The sequence below is a fragment of the Mycobacterium sp. IDUB_24 genome (genome assembly GCF_055419385.1).
On record NZ_JBVAXO010000011.1, the window covers coordinates 90,620 to 108,091 of the forward strand.

At 66.1% G+C, this 17,472-nt stretch carries 13 protein-coding genes; 5 read left to right on the top strand and 8 right to left on the bottom strand.

The window, feature by feature from the left end; translation table 11 throughout:
* The first annotated feature begins 81 nt into the window (after positions 1-81).
* Entirely contained in the window at positions 82-933 is an 852-nt protein-coding gene (locus tag ACZYZF_RS29345) for an LLM class F420-dependent oxidoreductase (RefSeq protein WP_463837591.1), read from the top strand.
* A gap of 551 nt (positions 934-1,484) precedes the next feature.
* Here ACZYZF_RS29345 and ACZYZF_RS29350 read toward each other — a convergent pair.
* From ACZYZF_RS29350 to ACZYZF_RS29365, 4 genes are all read right to left on the bottom strand, one after another.
* Positions 1,485-2,795 (bottom strand): glycosyltransferase 87 family protein, encoded by a 1,311-nt coding sequence (locus ACZYZF_RS29350; protein WP_463837580.1) that lies wholly within the window; start codon positions 2,793-2,795, stop codon positions 1,485-1,487.
* 2 nt (positions 2,796-2,797) lie between these two features.
* Entirely contained in the window at positions 2,798-4,264 is a 1,467-nt protein-coding gene (locus ACZYZF_RS29355) for a glutamate synthase subunit beta (protein ID WP_463743630.1), read from the bottom strand.
* Positions 4,257-8,855 (bottom strand): glutamate synthase large subunit, encoded by a 4,599-nt coding sequence (gene gltB, locus ACZYZF_RS29360; RefSeq protein WP_463743629.1) that lies wholly within the window; start codon positions 8,853-8,855, stop codon positions 4,257-4,259. The genes ACZYZF_RS29355 and gltB overlap by 8 nt, the downstream gene beginning before the upstream one ends.
* A gap of 395 nt (positions 8,856-9,250) precedes the next feature.
* Complete coding sequence (locus ACZYZF_RS29365) at positions 9,251-11,308, bottom strand: heavy metal translocating P-type ATPase (RefSeq protein WP_463837582.1); 2,058 nt, start codon at positions 11,306-11,308, stop codon at positions 9,251-9,253.
* Positions 11,309-11,370: 62 nt separating this feature from the next.
* Between ACZYZF_RS29365 and ACZYZF_RS29370 the strand changes: the two genes are divergently transcribed.
* Positions 11,371-12,171, top strand: a complete 801-nt coding sequence (locus ACZYZF_RS29370; RefSeq protein ID WP_463837584.1) for a PaaI family thioesterase — start codon at positions 11,371-11,373, stop codon at positions 12,169-12,171.
* A gap of 113 nt (positions 12,172-12,284) precedes the next feature.
* The gene (gene aqpZ / locus ACZYZF_RS29375) at positions 12,285-13,058 is read left to right on the top strand and encodes an aquaporin Z (RefSeq protein ID WP_463743626.1); all 774 of its coding nucleotides are present in this window, start codon (positions 12,285-12,287) and stop codon (positions 13,056-13,058) included.
* Position 13,059: 1 nt separating this feature from the next.
* Here the strand turns inward: aqpZ and ACZYZF_RS29380 are convergent, their stop codons facing one another.
* From ACZYZF_RS29380 to ACZYZF_RS29395, 4 genes are all read right to left on the bottom strand, one after another.
* Positions 13,060-13,884 carry an MBL fold metallo-hydrolase gene (locus tag ACZYZF_RS29380; RefSeq protein WP_463837585.1) on the bottom strand — a complete coding sequence of 275 codons (825 nt, stop codon included), beginning with the start codon at positions 13,882-13,884 and terminating at the stop codon, positions 13,060-13,062.
* Positions 13,885-13,917: 33 nt separating this feature from the next.
* On the bottom strand, positions 13,918-14,469 hold the full coding sequence (locus ACZYZF_RS29385; RefSeq protein WP_463743624.1) for a Dps family protein: 552 nt from the start codon (positions 14,467-14,469) through the stop codon (positions 13,918-13,920).
* 71 nt (positions 14,470-14,540) lie between these two features.
* Positions 14,541-15,440 (bottom strand): DNA-3-methyladenine glycosylase family protein, encoded by a 900-nt coding sequence (locus ACZYZF_RS29390; RefSeq protein WP_463837587.1) that lies wholly within the window; start codon positions 15,438-15,440, stop codon positions 14,541-14,543.
* 9 nt (positions 15,441-15,449) lie between these two features.
* A complete protein-coding gene (locus tag ACZYZF_RS29395; protein WP_463837588.1) occupies positions 15,450-15,809 on the bottom strand; it encodes a DUF427 domain-containing protein in 360 nt (119 codons plus the stop codon).
* Between the two features lie 61 nt (positions 15,810-15,870).
* Between ACZYZF_RS29395 and ACZYZF_RS29400 the strand changes: the two genes are divergently transcribed.
* Positions 15,871-16,842: an aldo/keto reductase gene (locus ACZYZF_RS29400; protein ID WP_463837593.1), complete on the top strand. Its 972-nt coding sequence runs from the start codon at positions 15,871-15,873 to the stop codon at positions 16,840-16,842.
* A gap of 21 nt (positions 16,843-16,863) precedes the next feature.
* Positions 16,864-17,319: an SRPBCC family protein gene (locus ACZYZF_RS29405; RefSeq protein ID WP_463743621.1), complete on the top strand. Its 456-nt coding sequence runs from the start codon at positions 16,864-16,866 to the stop codon at positions 17,317-17,319.
* Positions 17,320-17,472: the final 153 nt, after the last annotated feature.

The following is a 17,472-nucleotide window of genomic DNA, read 5'->3' on the forward strand; positions in this document are numbered from 1 at the left end:
CCAAATGGCACCGAAGATACGGAATCAGCACAGCTCGGGTTGTCCGGAATGAATGCTGCAGCGGGACTGGTTTGTGATGACGTGCGCTTCGCCTTCAAAACATCCCCGCAGAACACGACGTGGGCCGACATGCTTGCCATCTGGAAAGCGGCCGACACGATCGACGTCTTCGAATCCGGCTGGACGTTCGACCACTTCTACCCGATCTTCTCCGACTCGTCCGGTCCCTGCCTCGAGGGCTGGACCACGCTGACCGCTTTGGCGCAGGCCACTCAGCGGCTACGTGTCGGCGTGCTCGTCACCGGTATCCACTACCGCCATCCCGCCGTGCTGGCGAATATGGCTTCGGCACTCGACATCGTCTCCAACGGCCGCCTCGAGCTCGGCATCGGCGCCGGCTGGAACGAGGAGGAATCGGGCGCGTACGGAATCGAACTGGGCTCGATCAGGGAGCGCTTCGACCGGTTCGAGGAGGCGTGTGAAGTTCTCAAAGGCCTGCTGACGCAGGAGACCACGACGTTCGACGGCAAGTTCTACCAACTCAAGGACGCCCGTAACGAGCCCAAGGGCCCGCAGCAGCCGCATCCTCCGTTCTGCATCGGCGGCAGTGGGGAGAAGCGCACGCTGCGCATCACCGCCAAGTACGCCGACCACTGGAATTTCGTCGGCGGCCCACCTGAGGAGTTCGCCCGTAAGCGCGATGTGCTGGCCGCGCACTGCGCCGATCTCGGCCGCGATCCCAAGGAGATCAGCCTCTCGGCGCACGTGCGCCTGGGCGAGGACCGCGATTACGCAAAGGTGGTCGACGAGGCTGCCGCCCTGGGCGCCGAGGGCCTGGATCTGGCGATCATCTACTTGCCGCCGCCCTACGACCCGGCCGTGCTGGAACCGTTGGCTGAGGCGATCAGGGACTCGGGTCAGCTGACGAGCTGACGGATTTGGCTACGCCCTCGGATCGGCGCTATCGCGTCGGTTCGAGGGCGTTGTGCACTCCTTTTAAGGGAACAGCAACGGGGATCCAAGCTAACACCGGCGTGCCGTGACGGATACCCGTCAGACCCCGAAGCGAAGTAGCTCGTCGGCCGTCACCAGGCGTTCGTTCCTGGCCGGGAATTCACGGCTCTTCATCGGATGACGGAACAATGACCAGGCAATTCGACCCATCCGTGACCGACTGATCGGATTGATGTACACGGTGATCACTCCTGCGACTACTGGTAGCTGTTTCCGTAGTTCTACGTTACCGCAGCACTCTCACCCCGTCATTAGATACCGGACGTTCCGCAAACAGTGTGAGCCACGCCGCAGAAACATCTGATGTTTCTAATGAGACTAATGTGACGTGTGTGACGGTGAAATCTCGCCTATTCGAGATGTATGTCACATTTCTTCGCTGGTCAGCACACTCGTGGACCGTGATACAGCTCACATTAGCTAATTAAGAAAAGCCCTCAAACTTTTCTCGGTGTTGGTGCACGGCGCGCTCAGGCGCGCGCCAGCTCCTCATCGAGGAACTCCGGCGGATAGTCGTCGATATCGTCGGACGTCATGGAGATCTCGTCGGGATCGTCTCGCTTTGCCGTCGTGCTCAGCCGCAGCCAACTCACCGCAGCGATCACGAAACACACGAACGTCAGCGGGTACCAGCCGCTCGCGAGCTGGCCGGTCCAGAAGCGCCGCAGGTCCAGGAAATTCCAGTACACCCCGCTGAAGTACATGGTGGTGTGATTGCGGCCGGGCCGGTGCAGCGTCCACATGAAAGTCATCGCCAGCAGGCCGGCGGCCCGGTAGGCCCAACCGCGCGCCCACTGACCCTGCGTCGCGCACGCTTTCGCGACGAGCCAGAAGATCGCGGGGGCGAACCACACCCAGTGCGCCGCCCAGCTGAACGGCGAGACCGCGCACCCGGTCAGGCCCACCAGCACCACTGCCAGCGCACGTTCCCCTCGTCGGTGCGCCCACGTCGCCGCGGCGAGGCAGGCGACAAGTACCAGCAGACTCAACATGATCCACAGCCATTCCGGGCGCGGATCCGGCGCGAAGTACCGGGCGAGAAATCCGTTGATCGACTGGTTCGCGAGGTGCTCGATCGAGCTGATGTGGGCGGTGTCGCCGAGGTGGTTCCAGAACCAGGCACTGTCTCGCGGCAGCAGCGGCCAGGTGAGTGCAGCGGTCGCGACGAAAGTGACTGCGGCAGTGGCCGAGGCACGCCACTGCCGGGTGAGCAACAGGTATGGGAGGAACACCAACGGGGTGAGCTTGATGCCCGCGGCCAGTCCGAGCCCGATCCCCCGCCACCGAGCCTGGTCGGGCCGCAACAGATCGAGCATCACCAGCGCCATGAGCAGGACGTTGATCTGTCCCCACCACAACGTGGCCTGCACCGGTTCGACATCGATGACGATCACCGCGAGTGCGGCGCTCATCACGCCGAGCCGGAGATCTGCGCGGATTCCGGCCAGCCGCAGGATGCGCCACGCGATGAGCGCCAGCAGGCAGATCGAGACGGCCAGCAGAACGTATTTGGCGACGTCGAAGCCGAGCCAGGCGAACGGGGCCAGGATGAAAGTCGCGAACGGTGGATAGACGTACCAGGCACCGCGCAGCGCCGGTTCCTGGTACAGGCTCCTACCGTCCCAGGACGCATGTACCGCAGCGCGGTAGGTGTCCAGGTCGAAGTTGTTGCCGGTCAATCCGAAGAAATGCGTGCTGAACGGCACCAGCTGGTTGTGGACCAGCAGTGCCAGGACAGCCGCAAGTACCGCACCTGAGACGACGCGACGTCGCAGCCTCATACCTAGCGCTGCGGCGCCGCGGTCGGCTTGATCACCACCGGCAGGGCGGTCTGGCCCATCAGGTATCGGTCGACGCCGGCGGCGGCTGCCCGGCCCTCCGCGATCGCCCACACGATCAGCGACTGTCCACGACCCATGTCGCCGGCGACGAATACACCCGGCACGGTGGTCTGGAAGTTGTCGTCGCGGGAGACGTTGCCGCGGTCGGTCAGCTCGACGCCGAGCTTGGTCAGCAGGCCTTCCTTCTCCGGTCCGACGAAGCCCATGGCGAGCAGCACCAGGTCGGCCTTGAGCTCGAAGTCGGTCCCTTCGACCTTCTCGAACTTGCCGGCGTTCATCTTGACCTCGTGCGCGCGCAGGCCGGTCACATGACCGTCGGCGCCGGTGAATTCCTCGGTGTTGACCGAGAAGACGCGCTCGCCGCCCTCTTCGTGGGCCGAGGACACCCGGAACATCAAGGGATAGGTCGGCCACGGTGTCGAGTCTGCGCGGGTCTCGGGCGGGCGCGGCATGATCTCGAACTGGTGGATGCTGGCCGCGCCTTGACGGTGCGAGGTGCCCAGGCAGTCCGCGCCGGTGTCGCCACCGCCGATGATGATGACGTGCTTGTCCTTGGCGGTGATCGGCGGCTGGCCGCTCTCGTCGAGGACGTCGTCGCCGAACTGAACCCGGTTGGCCCAGGGCAGGAATTCCATGGCCTGGTGGATGCCATCGAGCTCGCGGCCCGGGATGGGCAGATCGCGCCACGCGGTGGCACCGCCCGCCAGCACGACGGCGTCGTAGTTCAGCCGCAGCTGGGCCACGGTGATGTCGACGCCGACGTTGACGCCGGGCCGGAACTGGGTGCCTTCGGCAGCCATCTGCTCCAGGCGCCGGTCGATGTGGCGCTTTTCCATCTTGAACTCGGGAATGCCGTAGCGCAGCAGGCCGCCGATGCGGTCGGCGCGTTCGAACACCGTGACGGTGTGGCCGGCCCGGGTGAGCTGTTGGGCTGCGGCCAGTCCGGCCGGTCCGGACCCGACGACGGCGACCTTCTTGCCGGTCTGCACGTCGGGCATCTTCGGGACCACCCAGCCCTGGTCGAAGGCGTTGTCGATGAGCTCGACCTCGACCTGCTTGATGGTCACCGGATCCTGGTTGATGCCAAGGACGCAGGATGCCTCACACGGGGCAGGGCAGAGCCGCCCGGTGAACTCCGGGAAGTTGTTGGTGGCATGTAGCCGCTCGATCCCGTCGCGCCACCGGTCCTTGTACACCAGGTCGTTCCACTCGGGGATCAGGTTCCCGAGCGGACACCCGTTGTGGCAGAACGGGATACCGCAGTCCATGCATCGCGATGCCTGGTCCTGTAGCTTCTCGTGGGAGAAGTCTTCGTAGACCTCTTTCCAGTCCTTCAGGCGCAGCGGAACCGGCCTGCGGGTCGGTAGCTCCTTGGACGTGTGCTTGAGGAAACCGCGTGGATCAGCCATTGGCCGCCGCCATGATCGCCTCGTCCACGTTCACGCCGCGCTGTTCAGCCTCGGCGATCGCGGCCAGCACGCGCTTGTAGTCGCGCGGCATGACCTTCACAAAGTGCTTCAACGCTCCATCCGATCGATCCCAGGAGTCCAGGACCCGTTGTCCCACAGCCGAATCGGTCGCATCGACATGGGCGGCAATGAAGTCGCGCAGCCACACCGTGTCTTCAGCATCCAAGGCTTCCAGCTCCACCATTTCGGTGTTCAGGTTCTCGCCCAGCACGCCGGCCGGGTCGTAGACGTAGGCGACACCGCCGGACATGCCCGCCGCGAAGTTGCGGCCGGTGGGTCCGAGGATGACGACTTTGCCGCCGGTCATGTATTCGCAGCCGTGGTCACCGACACCTTCGACGACCGCGTGGGCGCCGGAGTTACGGACCGCGAACCGCTCGCCGACCTGGCCGCGCAGAAACGCCTCGCCGCTGGTGGCGCCGAAGAGCACCACGTTGCCGGCGATGATGTTGTCCTCGGCGGCAAAGCCCGCCGGTGCCTCTTCGGCGGGTCGGACCACGATCCGGCCACCGGACAGGCCCTTGCCGACGTAGTCGTTGGCATCGCCGTAGACCCGCAGCGTGATGCCCTTGGGCACGAACGCGCCGAAGCTGTTGCCGGCCGACCCGTCGAAGTTGATGTCGATCGTGCCGTCCGGAAGCCCCTGTCCGCCATAGACCTTGGTCACCTCATGGCCGAGCATGGTGCCGACCGTGCGGTTGACGTTGGTGATCTTGGTGGAGAAACGGACCGCGGTGCCCTTGTCCAGGGCGTCGCGGCTCTGGGCGATCAACTGCTGATCCAACGCCTTGTCCAGACCGTGGTCCTGACGCGAGCTGCAGTACAGATCCTGGTTCATGAACGCCGACTCGGGCTCGTGCAGCACGGGCGTCAGGTCCAGCTTGTGGGCCTTCCAGTGCTCGGCGGCCTGGGTGGTGTCCAGCGCGCCGACCTGGCCGACCATCTCGGTGACGGTGCGGAAGCCCAGTTGCGCCATGAGCTCACGGACTTCTTCGGCGATGAACATGAAGAAGTTCTCGACGAACTCGGGCTTGGCGTTGAACCGCTGCCGCAGCACCGGGTTCTGGGTGGCCACACCCACCGGGCAGGTGTCGAGGTGGCAGACGCGCATCATGATGCAGCCCGCCACGACCAGTGGTGCGGTGGCGAAGCCGAACTCCTCGGCGCCCAGCAGGGCGGCGACCACCACGTCGCGGCCGGTCTTGAGCTGACCGTCGACCTGGACCACGATGCGGTCACGCAGACCGTTGAGCAGCAGGGTCTGCTGCGTTTCGGCGAGCCCCAGTTCCCACGGGGCGCCGGCATGCTTCTGCGATGTCAGCGGGGTGGCACCGGTACCGCCGTCGTGGCCGGAGATCAGCACCACGTCGGCGTGCGCCTTGGAGACACCCGCGGCGACCGTTCCCACGCCGTTCTCCGAAACCAGCTTCACGTGCACGCGGGCAGCCGGGTTGGCGTTCTTCAGGTCGTGGATCAGCTGTGCCAGATCCTCGATCGAGTAGATGTCATGGTGCGGCGGCGGCGAAATCAGGCCGACACCCGGGGTCGAGTGCCGCACCTCGGCCACCCACGGGTACACCTTGTGCCCCGGAAGCTGGCCGCCCTCACCAGGTTTCGCACCCTGGGCCATCTTGATCTGGATGTCGGTGCAGTTGGTCAGGTAGTGGCTGGTGACCCCGAACCGGCCCGACGCCACCTGCTTGATGGCGCTGCGGCGCCAGTCGCCGTTCTCGTCGGGGTCGAAGCGGTCGACGCTCTCGCCGCCCTCACCCGAGTTCGACCGCCCGCCAAGGCGGTTCATCGCGATGGCCAGGGTCTCGTGCGCCTCGGCCGAGATCGAGCCGTAGCTCATGGCACCGGTGGAGAAGCGCTTGACGATCTCGGAGGCGGGTTCCACCTCGTCGATCGAGATGGGCGGCCGCACGGCGTCGTCACCACTGCGGAACTTCAGCAGGCCGCGCAATGAGGCCATCCGCTCACTCTGGTCGTCGACCAGCGCGGTGTACTCCTTGAAGATCGAGTACTGCCCGGTCCGAGTCGAATGTTGGAGTTTAAAAACCGTATCCGGGTTGAACAGGTGGTATTCGCCCTCGCGGCGCCACTGGTATTCGCCGCCCACCTCGAGCTCACGGTGGGCACGCTCGTCGGGGCGGTCCAGGTAGGCCAGCGCGTGGCGGGTGGCGACGTCGCCGGCGATGTCGTCGAGGTCGATGCCGCCCACCGGGCAGTGCAGCCCGGTGAAGTACTGGTCGAGCACGCCTTGGGAGATGCCGATCGCCTGGAACAGCTGGGCACCGGTGTAGGAGGCCAGGGTGGAGATGCCCATCTTGGACATCACCTTCAGCACACCCTTGCCGGCGGCCTTGACGTAGTTGGCCTTGGCTTGATCACTGCTGATTCCGGCGATCACACCACGGTCGACCATGTCCTCGATCGACTCGAAGGCCATGTACGGGTTGACCGCGGCGGCACCGAAGCCGCACAGCATGGCCATGTGGTGCACCTCGCGGGCGTCACCGGCCTCGACCACCAGGCCGACCTTGGTGCGGGTGCGCTCGCGGACCAGATGGTGATGCACCGCGGACACCGAGAGCAGCGATGGGATCGGCGCCATGGTCTCGTTGGATTCACGGTCGGACAGCACGATGATGCGGGCGCCCTCGCGGATCGCCTCCGAGACCTTGGCGCGGACGTTGTCGAGCGCCTCTTTGAGGCCCTGGCCGCCCCGGTTGACCGGGTACAGGCAGCGGATCACTGCGGCACGCATGCCGTGCTTGTGGCCCCGCACCTCGTGGTCGGGGTCAACACAGATCAGCTTGGACAGGTCGGCGTTGCGCAGGATCGGCTGCGAGAGCACGATCTGCCGGCACGATTCGGGACCGGGGTTGAGCAGGTCGCCTTCGGGGCCGATCACGCCCTGCAGGCTGGTGACCACCTCTTCGCGGATGGCGTCCAGCGGCGGGTTGGTGACCTGGGCGAACAGCTGCTGGAAGTAGTCGAAAAGCATCCGCGGCCGGGCCGAGAGGATTGCGACCGGGGTGTCGGTGCCCATCGAGCCGAGGGCCTCGGCGCCGGTGCGCGCCATGGGCGCCACCAGCAGGTTCAGCTCCTCGTAGGTGTAGCCGAAGATCTGCTGGCGCAGCACCACGCGGTGGTGGGGCATCCGGACGTAGTCGCCCGGCGGCAGCTCGTCGAGCGGGAACAGGCCCGCCTCGATCCATTCCTGGTAGGGCTGTTCGCTGGCGAGCTGAGCCTTGATCTCCTCGTCGGAGACGATGCGGCCCTGGGCGGTATCCACCAGGAACATCCGCCCGGGCTGCAGGCGCAGCTTCTGGACGACGGTGGACGGGTCCAGCGGCAGCACGCCGGCTTCGGACGCCATCACGACGAGGCCGTCGTCGGTCACCCAGATACGGGAGGGGCGCAGGCCGTTGCGGTCCAGCACGGCACCGATCACGGTGCCGTCGGTGAAGCAGACCGAGGCCGGTCCGTCCCACGGCTCCATCAGCGAATCGTGGAACTCGTAAAAGGCACGACGGGCGGGATCCATCGACTCGTGGCGTTCCCACGCTTCCGGGATCATCATCAGCACGGCGTGCGGCAGGCTGCGGCCGCCGAGGTGCAGGAGCTCGAGCACCTCGTCGAAGCGCGCGGTGTCCGATGCGCCGGGAGTACAGACCGGGACGATCTTGTCGAGGCCGTCGGTGCCGAACACCTCGGTGCGGATCAGCGCCTCACGTGCGCGCATCCAGTTCTCGTTGCCGGTGACGGTGTTGATCTCGCCGTTGTGGGCGATCCGCCGGAACGGGTGGGCCAGCGGCCAGGACGGGAACGTGTTGGTGGAGAAGCGGGAGTGCACGATGCCCAGCGCACTTTCCATCCGGTCGTCCTGCAGGTCCAGGTAGAAGGCCTTGAGCTGCGGGGTGGTCAGCATGCCCTTGTAGACGAAGGTCTGACCGGACAGGCTCGGGAAGTACACGGTCTCGCGGCCGGGGCCGTCCTGGCCCGGTCCCTTGGTGCCCAACTCGTGCTCGGCGCGCTTGCGCACGACGTACGCCTTGCGCTCCAGGTCCATGCCGGACGCGCCGCCGATGAACAGCTGCCGGAACGTCGGCATGGCGTCGCGTGCGAGGGCGCCCAGTGAGGAGTCGTCGGTCGGCACCGGACGCCAGCCCAGCACCTTCAGGCCCTCGGCCTCGACGATCTTCTCCACTGCCTCGGCGGCCGTGGAGGCGTCGCGCGACGACTGCGGTAGGAAGGCGATGCCGGTGGCGTAGCTACCGGCCTCCGGGAGTTCGAAGTCGACAACTGCGCGCAGGAACGAATCGGGGACCTGCAGCAGGATGCCTGCGCCGTCGCCGGTGTTCGGCTCCGCGCCCTGGGCACCGCGGTGCTCCAGGTTCACCAGTGCTGTGATCGCCTTGTCCACGATGTCGCGGCTCTGGCGACCGTGGATGTCTGCCACCATTGCCACACCGCACGCATCATGTTCGTACGCGGGGTTGTACAGCCCGACCTTGCTGGGCGCCATTCCCACCTTGCCCTTCAACACGCTTCTACGAAGAAGCCGGCTCGGCGTGGGTGGCCTCCGTGCAGCACTGGACGACGGCGATGTCCCACACGCCATAAGTGGAGAAAACGATAAGGCAACTACCGTGGCAGATGCCAACTTAGCCAAGCCTAACTATGCTCGTTCGGCAACTTTGGAACCCACTCGCCACCCAGTCATCGAAATCGCGAATATACTTGCAGCCCTTGCCATTTCAATTTGACCCGAGCGAGGGTGAACCATCCCCCGACGGGGCCGACAGCCACCCCATACGTCAATTTAGTTTGCCACAAAAATCACATTAGCCCGTTATAGTGCTGTTATATCGATATTCGACATTTGCAGGAAAGCTTAGTCAGATTCTTAGATTTGGGTCGTCAACGTCCCGAGACCTGCGCGACGCTGCGCACACCGGCCTCGGGTCGTAGATCGAGGCGCCGTAGCGACTGCGCATTGAGTGCCACGACAACCGTCGACGCTGACATCAATATCGCGCCGACCGACATCGGCATTACAAAGCCCAGCGGAGCGGCCACCCCGGCCGCCAGCGGCACCGAGATCAGGTTGTAACCCGCTGCCCACCAAAGGTTCTGCTTCATCTTCCGATAGGACTGCCGGGACAGCTCGATCACCGAGAGCACCGATCGCGGATCGGAGCTGGCCAGGATGACGCCTGCCGAGGCGATGGCGACGTCGGTGCCCGCGCCGATGGCGATGCCGACATCGGCCGCAGCCAGCGCCGGCGCATCGTTGACACCGTCACCGACCATGGCCACGGTCAGGCCCTCGCCCTGAAGCTCGGCGACCTTGGCAGCCTTGTCTTCGGGCCGCACACCAGCGAATACCCGGTCGATACCCAGCTCCGAGGCCACCGCGGCGGCCACCGGAGCGGCGTCGCCAGTGATCATCACCACTTCGACACCCAGATCGTGCAGCGCATCGACGGCCTGCCGGGATTCCGGGCGGACCTCGTCGGCCAGCGCCAGCGCTCCGGCCACTTCCCCGTCGACCAGGACGTGCAACACGGTGGCGCCGTCCCACCGTGCGCTGTCCGGGAGGGGCGGTTTCCCGGCCTGCTCGAGCAATGCGGGCCCACCGACCTGCACCCGGCGCCCACCGACCAGGGCGCTGACCCCGACCGCAGGTGAGGAACTGAAGTCGCTCGCCGCCGGAATGTCGAGCCCGCGATGCTTCGCCGCAGCAACGATGGCGCGGGCCAGTGGGTGCTCGGAATCCGCCTCAGCGGCGGCCGCCAACGCCAGCACGTCGTTCTCCGGACGGCTTGTGGCCGCCACCGCGGTGACGGCCGGCTCGCCCTTGGTCAGGGTGCCGGTCTTGTCGAACAGCACTGCCCCGACCGTGCGCATGGTTTCCAGCGCCAGCCGGTCCTTGATCAGCACGCCGCCCCGCGCCGCCCGTTCGGTCGCAATGGACACCACCAGCGGGATGGCCAGGCCCAGGGCATGCGGGCATGCGATGACCAGCACCGTGATCGTGCGAACCACCGCCTGATCGGGTTCGCCGAGCAGTGTCCAAGCCAGCGCCGTCAGCACCGCCGATCCCAGGGCGAACCAGAACAGCCAGCCCGCGGCTCGGTCAGCCAGGCGCTGCGCCCGCGATGAGGAGTTCATCGCCTCACCGACCAACCGCTGAATACCCGCCAAGGCGGTGTCGTCGCCGACAGCCGTCACCCGGATCCGTAGCCCGGAGTCGGTGGCGACGGTGCCCGCGACCACGTCGTCGCCCACGCCCCGGCGCACTGTCCGCGACTCTCCGGTGACCATCGACTCGTCCATGTCGGCTGCACCGTCGGTGATCGCGCCGTCGACGGGGACGCTGCCACCCGGCCGGACGATCACCAGATCGCCGACCCGAAGATCCGACGGGGCCACGGTCACCACCTGCTCGCCGTCGCCGTCGCCCTCCACCCGCTCGGCCTCGTCGGGCAGCAGCGCGGCCAGCGAATCCAGGGCTGAGGTGGTCTGGGCCAGTGACCGCATCTCGATCCAGTGCCCCAGCAGCATGATCACGATGAGCAGCGCGAGCTCCCACCAGAAGTCCAGTTCGTGGTGGAGCACACCGAGGCTCGCGCCCCAGGACGCCACAAAGGCCACGGTGATCGCCAATCCGATCAACAGCATCATTCCCGGTGCACGCGAACGTATTTCGCTAATGGCGCCGGTCAGGAACGGGCGGCCACCCCACACGTACATGACCGTGCCGAGCGCCGGCGATATCCAGCGCGCGCCGGGAAAGCCCGGAAGGTCGTAACCGAGGAGCATCGCGAACATCGGTGAGAGTGCGACTGTCGGCACCGCCAGCCCCGCCATGACCCAGAACAGCCTCCGGAACTGGGCGACATGGTCGCCGTGGCCCGCATGCCCCGCGTGACCGGTGTGTTCGTGCTCGTGCATCGCATGTTCGGTCGTGGTCATATCGCCACTGTATACCCCTAGGGGGTATCTGGCCACCGTGATGGGCGTAACTGTTGACGGCGATGCGCTATCCGCTGAACACCCCGTTGGGCCGCATGGGCGTACAAACCCTTGAGGAGAGCCCGGACCGCTGCGTGGCCTCCATACCCGTGGGCGGCCTACGCAATCCCCTGACGCAACTGCCGACCGTCGCCCCGCTGGCCATGCTGGTTGATCACGTCGGCGGCCTGGTCAACCACTGTCGCCGCGATGACGACGAGTGGACGGTGTCCAGCGAGCTGGCCGTCGAACTCACCCCGCACGCGATGGAGCTCGTGACTGCCGCACTCGATGTGCCCGTCGTGGCGACCGCCCGCCCGTTCGGCCCCAAGGGCACCGGCTCACTGAGCCTGTGCGAGTTGACCCATGGCGACCAACTGCTGGGGACAGCGACGGTGCGGTCCTTCCACATCCACGCGCCGGGGCAGGTCGTCGCGTGGCCTGCCGATTCCGCCGAGGGCACGCCGCCTGCCACCTTGGAAGACCGCATGTCGGTCGAGGTCGCCGAGACCGGCGGTCGTATCGCGGTATTGCGGCAGCTGCCGGATCCCGTCGTCAACAACAGCATCGGCATCGTGCACGGCGGGGTGTCGGCGGCCGCACTGGAACTCGTCGGTTCCGCTGCGCTCGGTGACGACGCCGGCGAGCCCTGGCGAACCGCATCCCTCCGGGTCAATTACCTGCGCCAGTTCCGCGGCGGCAACGAATCTCGTTATGAGGCAAAGGCATTGCGTACCGGGCGAAGTTCCGGGGTAGCCGACGCACAGGCTATCGGCGACGACGGCGCGGTGGCGTTGATGGCCCGGCTGACCGCCTACCGCTGATTGTATTACGGAAACGTAAATTTCACTGTGCGCTCAATTCGGCAACAACGACTCTGCCATCAGCTACTGGCGTGAAACCCTCCGGATGAACCACATCTACGGAGGAGTTCGCCATGAGTACGCCGACAATGTCACATCGATTGGCAGCCGAGTTCATCGGGACGTTCTGGCTGGTCCTGGGCGGTTGCGGTAGCGCGGTGTTCGCCGCGAAGTTTCTCTCCGACGGCTTCTCCGTGGGGATCGGGTTCCTCGGGGTCGCCCTCGCGTTCGGCCTGACGGTTCTGACCGGCGTGTACGCCTTCGGCACCATCTCGGGCGGGCATTTCAACCCGGCGGTCACCCTGGGCGCTGCACTCGCGCGCCGCGTCGAGTGGGCAGCCGTGGTGCCGTACTGGATTTCACAGATCGTGGGCGGTCTGGTGGCCGGACTGGTGATCTATGTGATCGCCAGCGGCAAGGACGGTTGGTCGGCCACCGGGAACATGGCGGCCAACGGTTACGGCGAGCACTCCCCCGGCGGATATTCGCTCACGGCCGTACTGCTGGCCGAGGTGATCCTCACGGCCGTGTTCCTGCTGGTCATCCTCGGTTCCACCGATGATCGCGCACCGAAGGGTTTCGCCGGCTTGTCCATCGGGCTCACCCTGACGCTGATCCACCTGATCTCGATTCCGATCTCCAACACCTCGGTCAACCCGGCCCGTTCCACGGCGGTCGCATTCTTCAACGGTAATGGCGCGCCCGCGCAACTCTGGGCCTTCTGGCTGGCGCCACTGGTCGGTGCGGCCATCGCCGGTGTGGCATACCCGCTGCTGTTCGGTTCACCCGAGAAGCTGGCCGAACGCCCGGTGCGCGAGGACGCCCTTGACCAGCCGCGAGGCCAATAGGTCAGGTCAGGTGGTCGAATTCACCACTGACCCAACGAATATGGGTGTCGGCTGACCGGTGCACTACATCCTTGGCGGCGCTGTCTATCTCATCGCCGCCAAGGGTGTAGAGCCGGTCGTATTCGTATTCATCGAGCCGGTCCACGATCCGCCGCACCACCGCGGCCGACAGCGGGACATGCTTGGGGAAGTTCCGTTGGAACGACACCCAGTTCCGGGCCAGCCCACCGGAGATGGTGTCCCCGACCAGGAGCGTGCCGTCGGCCGTCAGCGCCACCGAACTGCCCCGCATGTGGCCGCCGACGTGAATCAGCCGCACTCCGGCCAACGGTTGCAGCTCGTCGGTCCAGAGCTGGGTGAGCGGATCCGGACCCGGAAGCCATTCTTCGTCAAGGGCATTCACATACACCGGCGCGTCGCCGAATGCCCTGCTCCAACTGAGTTGCGCACCGAACATGTGGGGATGGCTGGCGGCGACTGCATCGACGCCGCCGAGGCCGTGAACGAGGCCGATGATCTCGTCGTCAAGGTAGCTCGGCGCATCCCACAAAAGGTTCCCGTGCGCGGTCTGCACCAGGAACGACCGGTGTCCGATGGCGAACTTGGGCGCGCGCCGCAGACTGTGCACTCCGCGACCGTGGTCGACGTGTTCGGTGTGATGTGGTTGCGCCGCCAGTTCTTCCAGCGTGATCCAGGTGCCATGCGGGGGCAGGTCTCCACGTTCCTCGATCGACACCGTCTCCGACGTCAACACACAGCTCTCAGCGGGTGCGGTAGCGGAATCGGGGTGTTCCACACCGCATCCCGTGCAAATCCAGGTAGGCATACACCGACCCTGGCACCTCAACGAAGGTTCAGGTCAAGCGCTCTTGCGCCGGGCCTTGCCGGCCGCCCCACGTTCGGTGGGTGCACCTTCATGGGCCAGCGTGCCTCCGGCGCTCTCCAGATGCGCCCGAACGAACCACTGGAACTTCTCGAGTTCGGCGGCGTGATCGATCAGGACGTCCTGGGACACCAGGTCGAGTTTCTCCAGACGGTCGATGGCCTTGCGGATGTCCTCGATCACCCCGTTGTAGACGAGGTCGAGTGCCGCGAGGTGGGCCTGCACGTTGTCACGTCCGACGGAGTAGTCATCCCAGGTGCGGTCAGCGACGATGGCGCCGGGAGTGCCCTTCGGCGATTCGCCCAGGGCAGCGATCCGTTCGGCGACCTCGTCGGCGTATGCCCGCACCAGCGCTACCTGCGGATCGATCATCTCGTGTACGCCGATGAAGTTCGGACCGACGACGTTCCAATGGATGTGCTTGAGTGTCAGATGTAGGTCGTTGTACGTGCTGAGCTGCTTCTGCAACAGCTCGGCCACGTCACGGCCCTGCTTGTCGGTCAGTCCGGGAATTGTGAACGAGGTCATCGGGGCTCCTTTCGGTTCACGATCGGTTCCGTCCCCGGGTACCCGACAACCGCGCCCGGCAATCAGCGCGGCTACAGCGCGCGCAGGTTCGGAATGGCCGAACGCGCACCGAATCGCGGATTCTGAGCCAGCCCACTGGCTTCCAGTAGCCGCACCGCGCGCTGCCGGTGCGGGCGCAGCGGCTCCAGCAGTTCCACCATGGCCTCGTCGTCTATCGGCCGGCCGAGCAGGCTGCGTCCGACCATCGTGGACAGGTGATAGTCCCCGACCGAGATCGCGTCGGCATCACCGAAAGCGCGTTGCACGGTTTCTGCCGCCGTCCATTCCCCGATACCGGGCAGCGAGCGCAGCGCCCGCACAGCTCGATCGGCAGTCAGCCTTTCGAGGGCATCGGCGCGCTGCGCGCAGCCGACGATGGTGCGGGCCCGGCCCGGATCCACGTTGGCCCGGTGGAATTCCCATGACGGGATGCGTCGCCATACCTCCGCGGTGGGCGGCACGCGCATACCGTCGGGTGCCGGCCCCGGAGCGGGGGCCCCGTACTTCGTCACCAACCGCCGCCAGGCCCGCCAGGCGTCCATGCCCGAGACCCGCTGCTCGATGATCGCGGGTACCAGCGCCTCAAGTACCAAGCCACTACGCCCGAGACGCAGATGCGGCACCCGGCGGTGTGCCTCTGCGATGGTCGGCTCCACGGGGTCAAAGCGGTCGGCGTCGTCGTCGGCACCCACCAGCGCACCGAATCCGTCCAGGAACTCCGCGCTACCCGGACCCCACGCCTCGCAGTCCACGGTGTCGGGGGCCGACTTGGTGATGCGCGCGGTCACCGGTCCGGTTTTCATCGCGCTGGTGCGCCAGACCGCGCCGTCGACATTGATCCGGTTGGCCGGGTCGTGCCCACCGCGCCGCCACGGAGCCAGCGTCAGTCCGGGACTGGCCGGGCTGTCGAACCTGACGCTGGTTGAGGGCACCGCTCCAGACTAGGCCAGCGCGATGTCGGCCTTCTGCGGGTAGAAGGCCAGGTGATCGGCTATTTCAGCGACAGCCGGGTAGGGCTGCTCATAGGTCCAGACTGCGTCCTCGATCCCCCCGACATGGTAGTAGTTCGCCTCGCCCTTGTAGGGGCAGTACGTGGTGGTGGCGCTGCGTGCCAGCGTCTCCCACACGACGTCGGCGCGCGGAATATATTGCACCGCTGGGTAAGTCGACTCCTGCAGAGTCAGGGCATCGTCGGTCTGCGCGATGATCGCACCGCCGACGGTGACGGTCACCCGGCGTCCGGTCGGGGCGATCGTGATGGGGTGGGCTGCGTTTGGCTGCAGCACCTGGCGCTCGGTCATGATCGGCACAACGTCTCAGGCACGGCCGCGGATTCCCGGGCAGACTGGGGCGATGGCAACTATGCAGAAGGCGCGGTTGGGTGAGCTCGAGGTGACACGGCTCGGGCTGGGCACCATGGGCATGTCGTTCGCCTACGGCAGCGCCGGTCTCGACGACGCGGAATCCATCCGCACGATCCACCGGGCCATCGACCTCGGTGTCAACCTCATCGACACCGCCGAGGTGTACGGCCCGTACGTCAACGAGGAATTGGTCGGCCGGGCATTGCAGGGCCGGCGCGACAAGGTCGTGCTCGCCACCAAGTTCGGGATGATCTCCCACACCGGCCGCGACGGGACGGACAGCAGCCCGGCCAACATCCGCACCGCGGTCGATGGTTCGCTGAGGCGCCTGGGCACCGATCACATCGATCTCTACTACCAGCATCGCCTGGACCGCTCCACGCCGATCGAGGAGACCATCGGGGTGCTCGCCGCGCTCGTCGCCGAGGGCAAGGTGGGCCATATCGGTTTGTCCGAGGTGGGGGTCGAGACGATCCGACGGGCTCATGCTGTTCATCCGGTCACCGCGCTGCAGTCGGAGTACTCGTTGTTCACCCGCGATCCCGAGGACGGGATCCTCGATACCCTGCGTGAGCTCGGGATCGGCTTCGTCGCGTACTCGCCGCTGGGCCGCGGGTTTCTGACGGGCCAGATCCGGTCCGTCGACGATCTGGCCGACGACGACACCCGCCGGGCCAATCCCCGGTTCGCCGGTGAGAACTTCGCCGCGAATCTGCGCCTCGCCGATGAGGTGCGGGCCATCGCCGACGCGTCGGGCGTGACGCCAGGGCAGGTCGCGCTCGCCTGGCTGCTGTCCCGCGGCCCCGACATCGTGCCCATCCCCGGTACCAAACGCGTCGAGCGTTTGGAGGAGAACGTCGCCGCCGATGCCGTGACACTCACCGCCGACCAGTTGTCCACCCTCGACAATCTCGCACCGGCTGCAGGCGACCATCACACCGAGGCTCAGATGCGGATGATCGACCGGTAGCCCCCCAACTACGATCGGCCCATGACCGCGCCTGTGAAAGCCACTGTGTCGATCGCCGCCGATCCCGCAGCCGTGTACGCACTCATCACCGACCTGCCCACTCTGGCGTCGTTGGCCGAAGAAGCCGATGCGATGGAGTGGCAGAAAGGCGATTCGGCCACTCCCGGGTCGGTTTTCAAGGGCCGCAACCGCAATGGATCGAAGGCCTGGAGCACGACGTGCACCGTCACCGACGCCGAGCCGGGTAAGACGTTCGCCTTCGACGTGAAGTCCCTGGTTTTCCCGGTCGCGCACTGGCGCTACGACATCACTGCCACCGACAGTGGCTGCACGGTGACCGAATCCACCTGGGATCGTCGTGCGGGTTGGTTCAAGAAGGTCGCTGGCCTGGCCACCGGGGTTCCCGACCGCGATAGCGCCAATGCCGAGCACATCCAACTCACCTTGCAGCGGCTCAAGGAACACGCCGAAGGTTGATTCCCCATCCCACTCAGAATGGTGGTGGCGGTCCGTATTCTTCGGCGATCCAGGCTTGGAAGTCGCGTTCGAATTTGAGGTCGCCGTTGAGTTCGGCGCGGAGCCGTCGTTCTTCGGCGATGCGGTCTTGGCGGTCTTGTTCGCGGGTTTGGC